The organism is Pseudomonas reidholzensis, assembly GCF_900536025.1.
Classification (GTDB): domain Bacteria; phylum Pseudomonadota; class Gammaproteobacteria; order Pseudomonadales; family Pseudomonadaceae; genus Aquipseudomonas; species Aquipseudomonas reidholzensis.
On record NZ_UNOZ01000019.1, the window covers coordinates 126,900 to 141,947 of the forward strand.

Annotated in this window: 16 protein-coding genes; 10 read left to right on the forward strand and 6 right to left on the reverse strand. The window is 61.2% G+C overall.

The window, feature by feature from the left end:
- Nucleotides 1-104: 104 nt before the first annotated feature.
- Entirely contained in the window at nucleotides 105-728 is a 624-nt protein-coding gene (locus CCOS865_RS14355) for a TetR/AcrR family transcriptional regulator (protein WP_119141898.1), read from the forward strand.
- A 67-nt stretch (nucleotides 729-795) separates the two neighbouring features.
- The gene (locus CCOS865_RS14360; protein ID WP_119141900.1) at nucleotides 796-1,380 is read left to right on the forward strand and encodes a hypothetical protein; all 585 of its coding nucleotides are present in this window, start codon (nucleotides 796-798) and stop codon (nucleotides 1,378-1,380) included.
- Between the two features lie 21 nt (nucleotides 1,381-1,401).
- On the opposite strand, the gene CCOS865_RS14365 is transcribed toward CCOS865_RS14360, so the two are convergent.
- From CCOS865_RS14365 to CCOS865_RS14385, 5 genes are all read right to left on the reverse strand, one after another.
- Complete coding sequence (locus tag CCOS865_RS14365) at nucleotides 1,402-2,628, reverse strand: MFS transporter (RefSeq protein ID WP_119141902.1); 1,227 nt, start codon at nucleotides 2,626-2,628, stop codon at nucleotides 1,402-1,404.
- 189 nt (nucleotides 2,629-2,817) lie between these two features.
- Entirely contained in the window at nucleotides 2,818-3,087 is a 270-nt protein-coding gene (locus CCOS865_RS14370) for a DUF3077 domain-containing protein (RefSeq protein WP_119141904.1), read from the reverse strand.
- 624 nt (nucleotides 3,088-3,711) lie between these two features.
- A complete protein-coding gene (locus CCOS865_RS14375; RefSeq protein WP_119141906.1) occupies nucleotides 3,712-4,206 on the reverse strand; it encodes a DUF1543 domain-containing protein in 495 nt (164 codons plus the stop codon).
- Nucleotides 4,207-4,409: 203 nt separating this feature from the next.
- Nucleotides 4,410-5,747, reverse strand: a complete 1,338-nt coding sequence (gene dddP / locus CCOS865_RS14380) for a dimethylsulfonioproprionate lyase DddP (protein ID WP_167469061.1) — start codon at nucleotides 5,745-5,747, stop codon at nucleotides 4,410-4,412.
- 63 nt (nucleotides 5,748-5,810) lie between these two features.
- On the reverse strand, nucleotides 5,811-7,046 hold the full coding sequence (locus tag CCOS865_RS14385) for an aromatic ring-hydroxylating oxygenase subunit alpha (RefSeq protein WP_119141910.1): 1,236 nt from the start codon (nucleotides 7,044-7,046) through the stop codon (nucleotides 5,811-5,813).
- Nucleotides 7,047-7,222: 176 nt separating this feature from the next.
- On the opposite strand from CCOS865_RS14385, the gene CCOS865_RS14390 reads away from it, so the two are divergent.
- Nucleotides 7,223-8,161 (forward strand): LysR substrate-binding domain-containing protein, encoded by a 939-nt coding sequence (locus CCOS865_RS14390; RefSeq protein WP_119141912.1) that lies wholly within the window; start codon nucleotides 7,223-7,225, stop codon nucleotides 8,159-8,161.
- Nucleotides 8,162-8,287: 126 nt separating this feature from the next.
- The gene (locus tag CCOS865_RS14395) at nucleotides 8,288-8,677 is read left to right on the forward strand and encodes an NUDIX hydrolase (protein WP_208644536.1); all 390 of its coding nucleotides are present in this window, start codon (nucleotides 8,288-8,290) and stop codon (nucleotides 8,675-8,677) included.
- A gap of 57 nt (nucleotides 8,678-8,734) precedes the next feature.
- On the opposite strand, the gene ppk2 is transcribed toward CCOS865_RS14395, so the two are convergent.
- On the reverse strand, nucleotides 8,735-9,652 hold the full coding sequence (ppk2, locus tag CCOS865_RS14400) for a polyphosphate kinase 2 (RefSeq protein WP_119141914.1): 918 nt from the start codon (nucleotides 9,650-9,652) through the stop codon (nucleotides 8,735-8,737).
- Between the two features lie 172 nt (nucleotides 9,653-9,824).
- Between ppk2 and pstS the strand changes: the two genes are divergently transcribed.
- The 6 genes from pstS to CCOS865_RS14430 all read left to right on the forward strand — a co-directional run bounded on the left by pstS (nucleotide 9,825) and on the right by CCOS865_RS14430 (nucleotide 15,026).
- The gene (pstS, locus tag CCOS865_RS14405; protein WP_119141916.1) at nucleotides 9,825-10,856 is read left to right on the forward strand and encodes a phosphate ABC transporter substrate-binding protein PstS; all 1,032 of its coding nucleotides are present in this window, start codon (nucleotides 9,825-9,827) and stop codon (nucleotides 10,854-10,856) included.
- 62 nt (nucleotides 10,857-10,918) lie between these two features.
- Nucleotides 10,919-11,884: a phosphate ABC transporter permease subunit PstC gene (gene pstC, locus CCOS865_RS14410; protein ID WP_119141918.1), complete on the forward strand. Its 966-nt coding sequence runs from the start codon at nucleotides 10,919-10,921 to the stop codon at nucleotides 11,882-11,884.
- Nucleotides 11,884-12,777, forward strand: coding sequence for a phosphate ABC transporter permease PstA (gene pstA, locus CCOS865_RS14415; protein WP_119141920.1), 894 nt, complete (start codon nucleotides 11,884-11,886; stop codon nucleotides 12,775-12,777). Before pstC ends, pstA begins: the two co-directional genes overlap by 1 nt.
- A 75-nt stretch (nucleotides 12,778-12,852) precedes the next feature.
- Complete coding sequence (gene pstB / locus CCOS865_RS14420; RefSeq protein ID WP_244216116.1) at nucleotides 12,853-13,614, forward strand: phosphate ABC transporter ATP-binding protein PstB; 762 nt, start codon at nucleotides 12,853-12,855, stop codon at nucleotides 13,612-13,614.
- Between the two features lie 93 nt (nucleotides 13,615-13,707).
- Nucleotides 13,708-14,406, forward strand: a complete 699-nt coding sequence (locus CCOS865_RS14425) for a hypothetical protein (RefSeq protein WP_119141924.1) — start codon at nucleotides 13,708-13,710, stop codon at nucleotides 14,404-14,406.
- The gene (locus tag CCOS865_RS14430) at nucleotides 14,406-15,026 is read left to right on the forward strand and encodes a hypothetical protein (RefSeq protein ID WP_119141926.1); all 621 of its coding nucleotides are present in this window, start codon (nucleotides 14,406-14,408) and stop codon (nucleotides 15,024-15,026) included. Before CCOS865_RS14425 ends, CCOS865_RS14430 begins: the two co-directional genes overlap by 1 nt.
- Nucleotides 15,027-15,048 lie beyond the last annotated feature (22 nt).

The following is a 15,048-nucleotide window of genomic DNA, read 5'->3' on the forward strand; positions in this document are numbered from 1 at the left end:
GGGCCTGGACAGCTGCGGATTAATTAGTTGCATGAATATAAACTAATTTGCGAAATCCAGACAAGACGGCTACAAGACTGTCTTCACCGATCCTGGAGCACCTGATGCAACCACCACAACGAACCGGACGCGGACGCCCTCGCACCATCACCCGTGAACGGATTGCCGACGTGAGCATCGCCATTGGCTTGCCCAGCCTCACGTTCGTGGGTGTGGCCGCTGCGCTGGGGGTCAGCCACATGGCCCTGTACAAGCACGTGGCGAACATCGAAGCGCTCAAGTGCCTGGTGGCCGAGGAGATGTTCCAGCGCTGGCAGATCCCCCAGGCGCAGGGCGATGCAACGCAAGATTTGCGGGCGTACCTGGTGCGCTTTGCGGGGGCGGTGCAGGCGTTCGTCAAGGCGCACCCGGGGCTGACGCCCTACGTCATACGCAGGCTGGCCACGACCGAAGCGATGATGGGCAAGATCCACGACCACCAGGCGCATATCGCCGAGGCCTTCGCGTTGACCCTGGAGCAGGCGCGCTGGCTGCTGTCGACGGTGGCATTCCACGGGTTTGCGGTGGCGGATACGGTGTACACCGCGTCTGGGCGTGAACCGTTGCTGGACGCTGATCGCGCGCAGGAAGAGCAGGAGATGGAGGAGGAGTTGTCTGAAGGGATGCAGGCGCTGATTGTCGGCGCGCTGGTGATGCTCGGCCGGCCGACTGGCGTAAGCCCGCAGTAAGGGCCACCCGGGAATTCATCGGGATTTGCGTGGTCTGTTGCGGCATCTCAGTCAAGGATGCCAACACATGAGAATCGCCACTGCCCTCTGGCTACTTGGGCTGCCGCTGCTAGGTGGCTGCCAGTACCTGCCCCACAGCACCTTCTTCAAAGCCCCTGAAAACGAGCCCAACCCTTCCTGGGTGCGCATCATCAACTTCACCCAGCATGCCGCGATCTACCAGGAAGAGAACGGGGTAAAGACCGGTGGGGTGATTCGCCGTGGCGAGCTGCCCTTCGTCCACACCCAGGACATGAACATGCCCAAGGCTGGGCAGGACCTGACCTTCGACTTCTATGAAACCCCGGTGCGGCCGGGGGTCAAGACCAAGATCTGGATGTCGTGGGAGGGCAGTCGTACCGAGTACTGTTACAACAGCGCAGAGTTCATGCCCAAGCCCGGGCACTTCTACGAGTTCTGGTTGAGCTCTGGCCGATCAGGCACCTGCAAGATGCACGCGAGCTTGGTCGAGCGTGACGCACAAGGAGAGGGCTGGCACCTGACGCCCAATCCCGATGTCACGTATGCCGACGGCAGCGACGTGCATGACGTGGTCTATGGCAATGAGCAGTTCCGCGACTCGAACTACAAGCCGAACTACCCACTGCCGTAGGCTGCGCAGGTCTGTGCCGGTTTAGCCCGGCTGCGGCGCCAGGCGATTGCTGACATTACGCCCCAGCACCAGCACCGTGGCAAACCCGCAGCCCACCAGCGCCGTGGCCAGGCTCAGCAGCACCGAGGTGCCGAGCTGGTCGACGATCTGCCCGCCAAAGAACGAGCCCAAGGCAATGATCACCTGGAACATCGCGACGAACAGCGGCATGCCGCGTTCGACATCCTTGGGCGCCACGACGAACATCCAGATGCTGGCGCAGGCCGGGAAGGCGCCGAAGGCGAAGCCCCAGAGTGCGACCAGCATCGCCGCGCCGGTCATGCCGGTGGCGAAGTAGGGGAACAGGGCAGTGCTGGTGCCGATCATCACGGCGACCAGCAACAAGGTGTTACGCACGCTTCGGTTGGCGGCGAAGCCCGCGAAGATATTGCCCATCACACCGGCCACGCCGTACAGAAGCAGCAGCGAGCCAATGGTCGGCCCGTCGAAGCCGGCACTCTGCTTGAAGAAGGGCGCGACATAGGTGTACGCGGCAAAGTGCGCCAGGCCAATCAGCAGTACCGCGATCAAGCCAACCCGCGCTTGCGGATTGATGAACAACGCCGGCAGGTCACTGATGCGAATCGCCTTGTCCGGGGTCAGCCGCGGCAGCAGGAAGATCTGCGCCAACAACACCGGTACGCCCACCAGCGCGGTGACCAGGAAGGTCATGCGCCAGCCCATCAGGCCACTCAGCCAGGTGCCCACCGGCACGCCCAGCACGGTGGCCAGGGTCACCCCGACCATGATGATCGAGGTGGCCTGCGCCACGCCGACGCCCTTGGGCGCCAGGCGGCCGCTGAGGGCAATGGCGGTCGCCCAGAAGCCGCCGATACTGATGCCCAGCAGCACGCGGCCGAACAGCAGCAGGTTGAAGTCGCTGGCGTAGGCCACCACCGCGTTGGCGATGATCATGATCAGCGTCAGGCTGATCAGCAGGTAGCGACGGTCCATGGCGCCGATGAACACCGACAGCAACGGCGCGGCGAGGGCGGCCATGATGCCGGGCAGGGTGACCATCAGGCCGGCGTGGCCCGCGCTGATGCCGAGGTCGCTGGCGACATCGTTGAGCACGCCCACTGGCAGAAACTCACTGGTGACCAAGGCGAAGGCACCGACGGCGACCGAGAGAATCGCCAGCCACTGCTGCTTGACGCTCTGTTGATTATGTTCGGGGATGCCTTGAGAGGCCTGAGGGGTGCTTGGCATGGGTGCGGGGTTCCGAGGTAAAGATGTCGCCTGCAGCAGGCGCGGAGAGGGGAGAAACTGGAGGCCATTATAGAAGTGGGTCTTGGCAACCCTATAGGCAGCCCGTTCGATAGTAATCATCAGCGCAATCGATAAGACCCGCCGGGGAGAGCGCCCGCTGCTGGCCGACAGCGGGCGGTCGAGCTTACATCAATGCGCCATGCCCAGCTCGGCATCGTCCATCAAGGCCTTGGCCAGCGCGCTTAGGTAGTGCGAGGCCCAGATCAGCTGTGGGTTGTCTTCCATCACGCCGGTGATGGTCAACTCGCGGACAACGCCGATCAGTTCCGAGGCCTGCTCGCGGGCGTGCTGGCAAGGGATGCCGGGCTCGATGCAGAACAACGCCTGGGTCATGCCTTCGCCCTGGTAGAAGCGGGTCTTGCCGACGGTGGTGTTGGGTGGAGTCTTGTCTGTGCTCATGGGTCGTTCTCCCTGAAATCATCAGTGTCTGGCCGGGCCCCATCGCGGGCAAGCCCGCTCCTACAAGGGCGCGCGATGCCCATGCTTGCGCCTATCCCTGTAGGCGCGGGCGCGCGATGCCCTCGTTGCGCCTAACCCTGTAGGAGCGGGCTTGCCCGCGATAGGGCCCGAACAGACAACACATAACGTGCGCCTCAGTGCACCGGCCGCGGCTCAGCCGGCGTCTGCACCTGGATCAACCAGAGGGCGTACTCGGTGGCTTGGATGATGGTGTCTTCGAGGGATTGGTGGTTCTGGGTGGATCGGGAACGATCTTCAGCATTGCCGGTATTCCTTCCAGTAGGGGCGGCCGCATGTCTGCTGTCAAACAGAAGGGTGGCAGCTGTACGTGGGTTGACAGACCGGCGGAATAGGCAAGTTCCGGCGCACGCAAGCGTGCCCGCACGTACAGCCGCCATTGAAGACGAACCGTATGCCTAATACCGCAACAGCCTGTCAAAGCCGTATCGTTGATGAGCAACGACCCGCCGAGACTAGAACCCAGCCAGAGCGACCGCAACGGAAAAAAGGCGGCAGCAGTATGTTTGGGAAATGGACTACACGGTAGCGGTTAAATCTGATTGTTCAGCCAATCACGATGTAATCGCTGTGCTGAAAAATACCCTGATGCTCACCCTCGACCAGGTGAACATAGCGCCCAGCGACCAGGTCGATCGGCAGGCAATCGTCGATATCCAGTACCGCGTCGGTATGTGGCTTCAACCAATTCGCCGCCATGCGCTTCTTGCCCAGTTGCTTGGCTGCGGCCTTGTCGGCGGCCGCCACCAGCAGGTAGCGGTGCGCCTCGCCGAACACGTTTCGCTCGTAGCCCCCGAGGTTCAAGAAGAACAGGCGCATGGCCCCCGGCTGCGGCGCGGCCTGGCTGAACTCGACGCGATAGCCCTCCACCCCGTGAACCTCGAGCCAGGAGTCGATGTGCAATCCCTTCGGGCTACCGAACCAGGCGTTGCGCAGTTGCGGGTAGGTGTGTTCAAGCGCGTCGGCCTGGGCGAAGACCACATCGTGGACCTCGATGCTGGCGCGAGGGTGGCGGCCTCCGAGCATGACAACGTAGAGCATGGGTGATCCTTGGGGCTGTAACAGCGTGATGCCATGTCGGCACAGGTATTGGGTCAGGACTGAAACCTGGGCGCAGTGCGAAGTCAGAATGCGCCAGGTCCGGGAATAATACCTTGATGTTCTGCCGGCGCGGACATCGGCCACCTGACGGGTCCACGCTACTCGTTATTGTCTTACCGCCCGGGCTAACGCTAGGCGTGGGATCAAAAGAAGCTCTCGTCAAACGGATAATGGGTCAGCAACTCGTAACCCGTTTCGGTCACCAGCAGCTGGTTCTCCAGTTTGATGCCATCGCGGCCGCCGACCTCACCGATATAGGCTTCGACACACAGGGCCATGCCGGGCTGCAGCACGCCTTCATAGCCATAGGCCTCGAGATCTTCGGGGTAGCGGATGCAGGGGTATTCGTCGCACAGCCCGACCCCATGGAACAGCACCCCGTAACGCTGAGCGCGGCACGACTCGGGAAGGCGATGGGCGAGGGCGGTCAATTCGGTGAAGCTCACGCCGGGTTTGACCAGCTCGGTGTTATGGCTGATGTGCGCATGGGCAATCTGGTAGAGCCGTTTCTGTTCGGCGGTTGGCTCCAGCCCGCCACAGATCCAGCTGCGCGACATGTCGACACACATGCCGTAGACGCCAACCAGGTCAGTGTCGAAGGACAGCAGGTCACCGTCGCTGAGCATCCGCGGCCCTGACTCCTGGAACCACGGATTGGTCCGTGGCCCGGAACTCAGAATACGTGTCTCGATCCACTCACCGCCGCGGCGGATATTGCCCGCGTGCAGCGCTGACCAGACATCGTTTTCGGTGGCGCCTGCGCGCATGGCCTGGCGCATTTCGTGGATCGAAGCTTCACAGGACGCGACGGCGCAGCGCATGGCCTTGATTTCGTCAGGGCCTTTGATCACCCGGGCGAACTCCGTGACCTCCTGGCCACTGTGCAGTTGCACGCCGAGTGCATCGAGCGCACGCACGCCTGACAGCTCGATACGGTCCACGGCCAGTCGACGATTGGCCCCGCCATGCTGGCGCAGCAGGTCATCCACCTGCTGGGCAAAGCGGCGGGCGTGTTCATCGGTGCGGTCACCCGTCTCGAAATAGAAGAACGACGCGCCGCTGCGCAATTCACTCACCAGCGGAAGGTGGGCGCTGAGGTGCTCGCACCCGTGAAAATCCCACAGCACGACGTGCCCGCTGGCGGCGACGAAACAGGCGCGCGCAGGGTTGTGGGTGGTCCACAGTTGCATGTTGGTGGTGTCGGTGGCATAGCGAATGTTCAACGGGTCGAACAGCAGGATGCCGGCCAGGTCGCGCGCCACCAGTTGCTCTTGGATGCGCTTCAGCCGGTACTCGCGCAGGGTCGGCAAGTGCGGCGGCGGCAACCCCAGCGCTGACCATTCCGCGAACGCCAGCGGGGTCGGGCCGATCTCCGTGCGGTCGTTGTCATCAGGCGAGCCATCGGCTTTCAGCGCTCCGGCCCGGCGCCTGGCCGGATCGATACGGCGGTTATCCGGGGTAATGGAAAAAGGTGAGGTCATCAGCGGCTCCGGTGATCTGGTTGTTGTTCTGATTTAGCGTCCGCGCCGATTGCGCGATCGGCCTCAGCCTACCGAGCGGAGCGGGATCGGACCTTGCAAACGCTTGAGCAGCGTCTCGCAGTACCAGTCGTCGAACTGGCACACTCCGTTTTCAGCATTTTCGGAGAACGGGCCTGGCTCATAAGACGGTGAGCTGACGCCGGCGTGGGTGCCCTCGACCAATTGGCGGTCCTGGTCATTGGTGGCCAGCCATACCTTGGTGAGCCGGTCGAGGTCGTAGTCGACCCCTTCTACCGCCGCCTTCGGTACCAGCCACTTGGTGGTGACCAAGGTTTCTCCAGGCCCCATGGGCAGTACACGGAAACTCAAGGCGTGGTCGCCGAGGAAGTGGTTCCACGTCGAGGGGTAATTGAAGTACAGCAAGGCGCCGATGTCGTCCTCACCGCTTTGGTCCAGTCGCCCAGCCACGGCTGGCTGACCGTCCATGGTGTAGCTGACGGCACCCGCCGACAGGGGAATACGCGTCATGCGGAAGCGGCCATCAGGGTCCATCAGCAGCCGACTTGGCATACCTGCCGCTTCACAGCGGTGCCAGTGAGCCACGAGTTCCGGATCATCGTCGCCTCCCACCCCGGCAACCGACAGGTTTTCAACGAACGAATTCATCAGTTCCGGGTGCGTACCATCGCAGTGGTAGCATTCGCGGTTGTTTTCGAAGACCAGTTTCCAATTGCCTTTTTCGACAAGGTTGGACTCGAAGGCAACTTTGCAGTTTTCCAGGAAGTGCGGCGCAATGAACGGGCTTACCGATTGACGGAAGCCCTCGAAATCGGGTGCCTTTTGCGCGACGCACACGTAGATGTAAGTATGGACGATTTCACAGTGCACGGTCTTCAGGCCGTACTGCGACTTGTCGAAGTCGGCCCCCATGTTGCCGGCGAACAGCAGGTTGCCATCCAGCTCATAGGTCCACTTGTGGTAGGGGCAGACCATTTTTGCGACCTTGCCTTTGCCGTGTTCGCACACCTTGGCGCCCCGGTGTCGGCAGGCGTTATGGAACGCACGGACTTGACCGTCCTTGCCCATGACCACGGCCACCGGGTAGTCGCCAATCTGCAGGGTGAAGTATTGCCCAGGCTTTTCAATCTCAAAGGTGTGCCCGGCAAACACCCAGTCCTTGTGCCAGATCTGATCGAGGTCGTGGCGGTATACCTCAGGTTCTATATACAGTTCTCGTGGAAGCGCATGCTTGGCCTTCCTTTGTTGAATCAGGCTAATGACGGAATCTTTGCTATTCATTATTAGGCTCCCTCGATCAGTGACTGTGATTTTCGGGCTCGTCTGGCGGGGCTGACAAACGAGATTTGCGCGGTGCTCACTTAACTTTTAGTTAAGGGTCATTTTTCACCCGGGCGGGGCTAGGACAGGCTGAGGCCGGCGCGTAAGCTAGCGAATCATCACCGCAGTGAGTCACCATGAGTTTCGTCAAGCACCTTCCTCCGTTGAACGCCTTGAAAACGTTCGAAGCCGCTGCTCGCCACCTCAGTTTCAAGCGCGCGGCCGAGGAGCTGTTCGTCACCCAGGCAGCGGTGAGTCGGCAAATCCAGGTGCTTGAAGAGTTCTACGGGCTGAAGCTGTTCGAGCGTCGCAACCGCCAGGTGGTGTTGACCCCTGAGGGGCGGGCGTTGTACGACGCGGCATCGTCGGCTTTCTTGAGCCTGAGCACGGCCTCGCACACGTTGTTGAACAGCACCGCCACGGATTACCTGTCGTTGTCGACCACGGGTGGGTTTGCCCAGTTATGGTTGATGCCGCGCTTGGGCGCCCTGCGCCAGGCCTGCCCAGAGCTCAAGCTGCAACTGGTCAGCAGTGAGAGCAACCCCGATTACCGCGAGCGTTTTCAGGCGGCCATCACCCTCGGGCTGGAGGATCACGCCCACTACGTGGCGACGTACCTGTTCTCGGAGGAGATCTTTCCGGTGTGCAGCCCCGACTTCCTCGCTCGGCACCCGGGCATCAGCGGGCTTGCAGCGTTGAGCCAGGTGCCCCTGCTTGACCTGGATGCACAGCACTGGGGCGCCAGGCTGTGGGAGCCTATGGACTGGGCCTATTGGTTCAAGCAGTTCGGCGTAGCACCTACCGGCAATACACAGTCGATGAGTTTCAGCCATTTTTCGGTGCTGCTCGACGCCGTACTGCAAGGGCAAGGGGTTGGCCTGGCCTGGCGGCACCTGGTGCAGCACCAGCTCGACACCGGGGTGCTGGTGCGGCCGCTTCCCGAACGGTTGCTCGCGCATGATAGAAAGCACTACTTCGTGTACAACCGCGACCCGGCGATGGAGCCGCGGATGCTGTGCATGCGTGATTGGTTGCTGGCACAAACGGAGTATCTCAGGCGCGATGACCCCCGCTGACGGGGCCCGCTCAACGAAAACTACCGCCTTCCCCCTAAGTGGTCATCTAACCGACACACGTGACGGCTAGAGTCGAGACAGGAGCGATGTACAGGCTCCAGTCCAGCCAATTACTCGGGATCACCTATGAAGGCAATGGACCCTGCTACCGCCAAGCGCAAGGGCATCAAGCTTCGTGCCACGGTGATCTACCGCAAGGACGGGGAGGTCCTGTTCGTGCGCAAGCGCAATTCGAAGTGGAACCTGCCCGGCGGAAGAGTCGAGCGAGACGAGACTCCTCTGCAGGCGGCGATGCGAGAGATGGCGGAAGAAACGGGGCTGGCCTTCGATGAGCTTCGTTATCTCACGGAGTATCGGGAGGAGAAGGTCATACACTACCTCTTCGAAGCCAGAAACTCGGATGACAAACCTCGGCCTCGCAACGAGATCGATGCGTGCCGCTGGATAAAGCCGAGGGACGTTGCCAAGCGCCGGGTGAGGCGGCCCATCAGGACCCTGCTGAAATGCTGCGCCTGATCAGAGTAAGCGTGATAAACAGCCCTTGTCCCCCCCTGCGCCCGTTATCCCTCTGCCTCAGTACACCGGCGGCACCATGAGTTCCACTGGCGTCGGGCTGCGGGTGTAATCCTCCTTTCTGACCCGCTGCGGCAGTTCAATTCTCGGCACCTCGACCTCTTCGTAAGGCATTTGCCCGAGCAGGTGATGAATGCAGTTGAGCCGTGCCTTCTTCTTGTCGTCGGCTTGCACCACCCACCAAGGGGCCTCGGCGATGTGCGTGCGTTCGATCATGATTTCCTTGGCCTTGGTATAGGCCTCCCAGCGCCGACGGGATTCCAGGTCCATCGGGCTGAGCTTCCACTGCTTGAGAGGATCATGCAGGCGGCTGAGAAAGCGCAGGTGCTGTTCCTGGTCGGAAATGGAGAACCAGTACTTGATCAGCTGGATACCCGAGCGCGCCAGCATGCGTTCGAACTCTGGCACGGTACGGAAAAACTCCTCGTACTGGTCGTCGTTGCAGAACCCCATGACTTTTTCGACGCCCGCGCGGTTGTACCAACTGCGGTCGAACAGCACGATCTCGCCCGCTGCCGGCAAATGGGAGACGTAACGCTGGAAATACCATTGGGTGCGTTCGCGGTCATTCGGGGCGGGCAGGGCCGCCACTCGGCAGACCCTGGGATTGAGGCGTTGGGTAATGCGCTTGATCACACCCCCTTTGCCGGCGGCATCACGCCCCTCGAAGAGGATCACGACTTTGTGCCCCGTCTTGACTACCCAGCTTTGCAGCTTCACCAATTCGCCCTGAAGTCGGAACAATTCGCTGAAATACAGCCTTCGCGCCGCCTTTTCGCTACCGTCCTCGACGTGCTCATCAAACAAAGCGTTTAGGTCATGGCCGTCTTCACACAGCTCCAGTTCCAGCTCTTCATCACTGTGATCGCGCAACTCGCGGTGGATGCGCGTTATCAAACTGTGTTCGGTCAAGGACATCGGGGAGCACTCGGGTCGCAGAGGATGCCAAAGTGTTAGTCGCATTTGGTTACCAACGAGTGACAAACAACCCGTTCACAATCGGCACGCCGCCCGTGTTGCCACTCAATGGTCATAAAGCTGTAACACAGCTGCTGCAAAGTGTGGACGCCATCACAAGGAGCGCTGTTCGATGATACGCCTGATGAAGTCTGCTGCACTCGCCGTTGCGGTTTCGCTTTGTGCCACTTCGGCCACCTTCGCTGCAGAAAACGTCCGCCTGACCGGTTCTGGCGCGAGCTTCCCTGCACCGATCTACCTCACCTGGTTCAAGGACTTCAGCAAGAATACCGCTGGCGTCACGGTTGACTACCAGTCCAAGGGGAGCGGGGCGGGTGTTCAGGACTTCCTGAACAAGACCGTCGACTTCGCCGCCAGTGACTCGGCGATGAAAGCCGAAGAAATCGCCAAGGTCGGCGAGGGCGTGCAGTTGCTGCCGATGACCGCCGGTGAAATCGTCCTGGCGTACAACCTGCCGGGCAACCCCAAGGGTCTGAAGCTGTCCCGCGAAGTGTATTCCAACATCTTCCTGGGCAAGATCACCCAGTGGAACGATCCCAAGATCGTCGCCGCCAACCCTGATCTGAAACTGCCGGCAACCCCGATCACCGTGGTCGTGCGTGCCGACTCGAGCGGTACCACCGCCGTTTACACCAAGCACCTGTCGGCCATCAACCCTGAGTTCAAGGCAGCGCTGGGTGAAGGCAACACGGTCAACTGGCCGGCCACCGACAAGTTCATCAAGTCGCCGAAGAACGATGGCGTAACCGCCACCGTGCGCCAGACCCCAGGTTCCATTGGCTACATCGAGTACGGCTTCGCCAAGCTGGCCAAGGTCGACTTCGCCCAGTTGGAAAACAAGGCTGGCCAGTACGTCGTGCCAAATGCCGAAAGCGGTGCCGAAGCGCTGGCTGCGGTGAGCATGCCGGAGAACCTGGTGGCCTGGCTGCCTGATCCGGACGGTGCCAAGTCCTACCCGATCACCTCCTACACCTGGATGATCTTCCGTAAGGACAACGGTAACCCGGCCAAGGCCAAGGCCATGCGTGAAATGGTCGAGTACAGCTTGACCGAAGGCCAGAAGATCGCTGATTCGATGGGCTACATCCCCCTGCCACAGTCGGTTGTCGATCAGGTACGCAAAGCCTCCGCCAACATCCAGTAAGACTTGCCAGGACGCTCTCGGCGTGACGCCGAGAGCGTTTGCCTCTGTCCCGGGACTCACCCATGAACACACCTTTTGCCATACCGGACAACCCCGACTCTGCTTGCCGGCCACCTTCCACCAAAGACTTCCTGGTCGACCGTACCTTCCGTGCGCTCGCGCGCATCGGTGTGGTGCTGGTGTTGGCGCTGGTCTTCGCGCTGATCTACGAAGTAGGCCGCAAGGCCCTTCCAGGCATGGAAAAGCATGGCTTTGACGTGGTGTTCGGCAGCGTCTGGGACGTCAACCAAGGCAAATACGGGATTCTCCCAGCGATTTGGGGCACGCTGTACAGCGCCTTTATCGCACTGCTGATTGCCGGGGTTTTCGGCGTCAGCATGGCCATCTTTCTTACCCAGGATTTCTTGCCGGCCAAGCTCGCAGCGGTGTTTCGCACCATCGTCGAACTGCTCGCGGCCATCCCCAGCGTCGTTTATGGCCTGTGGGGCATCTATGTGGTGATCCCGGCGATTCGGCCGTTGACCACCTGGTTGAACAGCGAACTGGGCTGGATTCCCTTTTTCAGCACCTCCTTGAGCGGCCCTGGCTTGCTCCCGGCAGCTTTGGTGCTCGCCATCATGATCCTGCCGACCATCGCCGCCGTCTCGCAGGATGCGTTGACCAGTGTGCCGATGAAGACCAAGCAGGCGGCCTACGGCATGGGCACCACGCATTGGGAAGCGATCCTCAAGGTCATGGTGCCCTCTGCGGCCACCGGTATCTTCGGCTCGCTGGTACTCGGCCTGGGCCGCGCACTGGGTGAAACCATGGCCCTGGCCATGTTGGTCGGCAACGCCAACACCATTTCCCTTTCCGTGTTTGCTCCGGCCAACACCCTGGCGGCGCTGCTGGCCCTGAACTTCCCTGAAGCCGGGCCGAACGAGATCGAGGTCCTGATGTACGCCGCACTGGTCCTGATGTTCATCACGTTGCTGGTCAACGTCCTCGGCTCGATGATCATGCTCTACGCCCAGCGGGGGAACCGATAATGACCGACCTGACAACGCCTGTTTCGGCATTGCCCAGCCTGCAACGCAGGTTCGAAGGGCGTGCCTTGCGCAGCCTGGTGCTGACCACGCTGGTGTGGCTCGCGGCCCTGGTGGCCAGCGTGCCGCTGATTTCCGTGTTGTGGATGTTGATCACCCGCGGTGGTGCACGCCTGAGCCTGGAAGTGTTCACCGAGCTGCCGCCGACCGGCTTCGAGATGGGCGGCGGTTTTGGTAACGCGATGGCGGGTACCTTCGTCATGGTCGGCATTGCTGCAGCCATCGCCGTGCCGGTCGGTATCCTGGCGGCGGTCTTCCTCGCCGAACTGGGCCCGGACAGCAAGCTGGCGAACGCTTCGCGCTTCGCCGCCAAGATGCTCACCGGCTTGCCGTCGATTCTGGCCGGCGTGTTCGCCTACGCATTGGTGGTGATGACCACGGGCACCTACTCGGCGCCGGCAGGGGGTGTCGCATTGGCGGTACTGATGCTGCCGATCGTCGTGCTGACCGCCGAAGAGGCGATGAAGATGGTGCCCAAGATCATGAAAGATGCCGCTTATGGCATGGGCTGCACCCGTGCCCAGGTGATCTGGAAAATCGTCTTGCCTACCGGCATGCCGGCCATCCTCACCGGCGTCATGCTGGCCGTGGCGCGCGCCGCAGGCGAAACAGCGCCGCTGCTGTTCACCGCGCTGTTCAGCAACTACTGGATCTACCACGACGGCGACCTGGCGGTAATGAACCCCACGGCATCGCTGGCCGTACTGATTTACAACTTCTCCGGCATGCCGTTCGACAACCAGCTCGAGCTCGCCTGGGCGGCCTCGCTGGTACTGGTCATGATCGTGCTGGTAGTCAACATTTTGAGCCGGATCTTCGGCAAGCCCAAGTATTGAGAGCGGGAGCACCTGAACGTGAACACCTCAACAGCGCAAAGAACCGCTCCCTTGGTGAGCCCGTCACCAGTGGTCATGGACTGCAAGCTGGACAAGATCTTCTACGGTAACTTCATGGCGGTACGCGACAGCCATGTCCCGATCGAGAAGAACAAGATCACCGGTTTCATCGGGCCTTCCGGCTGCGGCAAGAGTACCGTGCTGCGCAGCCTCAACCGCATGAACGACCTGGTGAAAGGGTTCCGCTTCGAAGGGCATGTGCACTTCCTGGGGCAGGATGTCTACGGCAAAGGCGTAGACCCGGTGGTCGTGCGTCGTTACATCGGTATGGTATTCCAGCAGCCGAACCCGTTCTCGATGAGCATTTTCGACAACGTCGCGTTCGGCCTGCGCCTCAATCGCTACAAGGGCGACCTGGGCGATCGCGTCAAGCACGCACTGCAGGGCGCCGCACTGTGGGATGAGGTCAAAGACAAGCTCAAGGTCAGCGGCCTGTCCCTCTCCGGCGGTCAGCAGCAGCGGCTGTGCATCGCCCGCGCTATCGCCACCGAGCCAGAAGTGCTGCTGCTGGATGAGCCGTGCTCGGCACTCGACCCGATCGCCACGCGGCGGGTAGAAGAGCTGATGGTCGAGCTGAAGAAGGATTACACCATCGCGCTGGTCACCCACAACATGCAGCAGGCGATTCGTGTGGCAGACACCACCGCGTTCTTCTCGGTCGACATCTCTCAGGGCAGCCGTACCGGCTACCTGGTCGAAATGGGCCCGACCGCGCAGATCTTCCAGAACCCGCGCGAACAGCTGACGAACGACTACATCAGCGGCAAGTTCAGCTGATTGCCGTGCCTGCCCAGAGCAGCCGGACGCTTGCCCCCAGAGGCACAAGCGTCCGGCTGCTTTACCTTATTTTCAATGCTTATCAGGATTCCAATGCGTTCGACGCGTCGTCTTGACCTGCCAGCGGTAGAACGTGCACTGCGCGAGGTGCAGGCCCGTTTTTGCGAACTCAGCCAGCACTTCACCGAGCCGCGCGACCCGTTCACCGACGAGGTGCTGCTCAATGTCGTTGAAGGCTATGCGCTGATTGACGACTATGTCGCACAGGGTGTCGACCTGCTCGATCTTCAGCAACTGAACCTGATGCTGGAAATTAATGCCACCGTGCTGTGTGGCACTGACCCGGCGCGCCGCCGCGAGTTTGCCCAGCACCTGGCCGCGACCGAGGAGCACTTCTTCAACAATGTCGAAGGTGGCATCAAGGATCTGTACAACTGGTATTGGGCGTACCGCAGTGACTCGGTCTGGAAACGCGCGGCCGGCGTTTACGTGCGAATCCTCAGCAAGCCGCAACTGTTCATCGAAGGCAATAACCGCACCGGGTCGCTGATCGTCAGTTACCTGCTGATGCGCGCGGGGCTGCCCCCGTTCGTGCTCACACTGGATAACGCCGAAGGTTACTTCAACCCGTCCTCGGTCATCCGCAACTCCGCTAAACATGGTGTCAAGGCATTGTACGAACTGCCCAAGATCAAGAAGAAATACGCGGCCTTCCTCGAAGCGAAGGCCCCTGATCCCAGCGCGTTTTTCCTGAGTGGCAGCTACACGCGTGTCTGTCAGGAGGGTCGCTGATGGGCCGGTCTACAGTGCTCGAAACCACCCGAACGCACGTTCTCCGGGCGTGGCACGCCATCGAACGCATGTGCAGGCGGCCACAGGTTCGCATTTCATTCGATGTCGATGACACGCTGGCCTGCCTGCCTCACCATAGCGCCGCCGAGCACAGCCGGCTGCCGATGTTTATCCATCGCTGGCTGGGCGAGCCCCTGCGCATCGGCACGCGTTCGCTGATCCGTGACTTGCGCCGCCAGGGCTACAGCGTCTGGATCTATACCTCCTCCGGGCGCACACCGTCCTATATCCGGCGCTGGCTCATGCTGTACGGCATCCGCGTCGACGGGGTGGTCAACAGTGACCGGCACCAGCATGTGCTGAACCTGCACGGGGTCGTCAAACCCCCTTCGAAATACCCGCCGGCATTCGATATCGATCTGCACGTCGATGACTCCGACGGCGTGCGGCTTGAAGGTCGCCAGCACGGTTTTCGAGTGGTGGTGGTCGATCCGCAAGACGAGGGTTGGGCTAAGAAGGTCCTGGATGCCGCAATGGATGTCCAGGTACAGCTGGCGTGGCAGCAGCCGCAGAAACATCAGCTGCCATCGCTGAAGCGCTCGTCGGTGCTTACGTCCTAGCATTTCTGCAGCCGTGTTGCTC

Bases quoted from the DNA above. Each gene is read 5' to 3' on its own strand.
- dddP (WP_167469061.1), bottom strand. From the start codon at position 5,747: ATGACCTCACCTTTTTCCATTACCCCGGATAACCGCCGTATCGATCCG.
- pstB (WP_244216116.1), top strand. From the start codon at position 12,853: ATGGACTGCAAGCTGGACAAGATCTTCTACGGTAACTTCATGGCGGTA.
- pstA (WP_119141920.1), top strand. From the start codon at position 11,884: ATGACCGACCTGACAACGCCTGTTTCGGCATTGCCCAGCCTGCAACGC.
- CCOS865_RS14395 (WP_208644536.1), top strand. From the start codon at position 8,288: ATGAAGGCAATGGACCCTGCTACCGCCAAGCGCAAGGGCATCAAGCTT.
- pstC (WP_119141918.1), top strand. From the start codon at position 10,919: ATGAACACACCTTTTGCCATACCGGACAACCCCGACTCTGCTTGCCGG.
- CCOS865_RS14385 (WP_119141910.1), bottom strand. From the start codon at position 7,046: ATGAATAGCAAAGATTCCGTCATTAGCCTGATTCAACAAAGGAAGGCC.
- ppk2 (WP_119141914.1), bottom strand. From the start codon at position 9,652: ATGTCCTTGACCGAACACAGTTTGATAACGCGCATCCACCGCGAGTTG.
- CCOS865_RS14425 (WP_119141924.1), top strand. From the start codon at position 13,708: ATGCGTTCGACGCGTCGTCTTGACCTGCCAGCGGTAGAACGTGCACTG.
- CCOS865_RS14375 (WP_119141906.1), bottom strand. From the start codon at position 4,206: ATGCTCTACGTTGTCATGCTCGGAGGCCGCCACCCTCGCGCCAGCATC.
- CCOS865_RS14370 (WP_119141904.1), bottom strand. From the start codon at position 3,087: ATGAGCACAGACAAGACTCCACCCAACACCACCGTCGGCAAGACCCGC.
- CCOS865_RS14355 (WP_119141898.1), top strand. From the start codon at position 105: ATGCAACCACCACAACGAACCGGACGCGGACGCCCTCGCACCATCACC.
- CCOS865_RS14360 (WP_119141900.1), top strand. From the start codon at position 796: ATGAGAATCGCCACTGCCCTCTGGCTACTTGGGCTGCCGCTGCTAGGT.
- pstS (WP_119141916.1), top strand. From the start codon at position 9,825: ATGATACGCCTGATGAAGTCTGCTGCACTCGCCGTTGCGGTTTCGCTT.
- CCOS865_RS14430 (WP_119141926.1), top strand. From the start codon at position 14,406: ATGGGCCGGTCTACAGTGCTCGAAACCACCCGAACGCACGTTCTCCGG.
- CCOS865_RS14365 (WP_119141902.1), bottom strand. From the start codon at position 2,628: ATGCCAAGCACCCCTCAGGCCTCTCAAGGCATCCCCGAACATAATCAA.
- CCOS865_RS14390 (WP_119141912.1), top strand. From the start codon at position 7,223: ATGAGTTTCGTCAAGCACCTTCCTCCGTTGAACGCCTTGAAAACGTTC.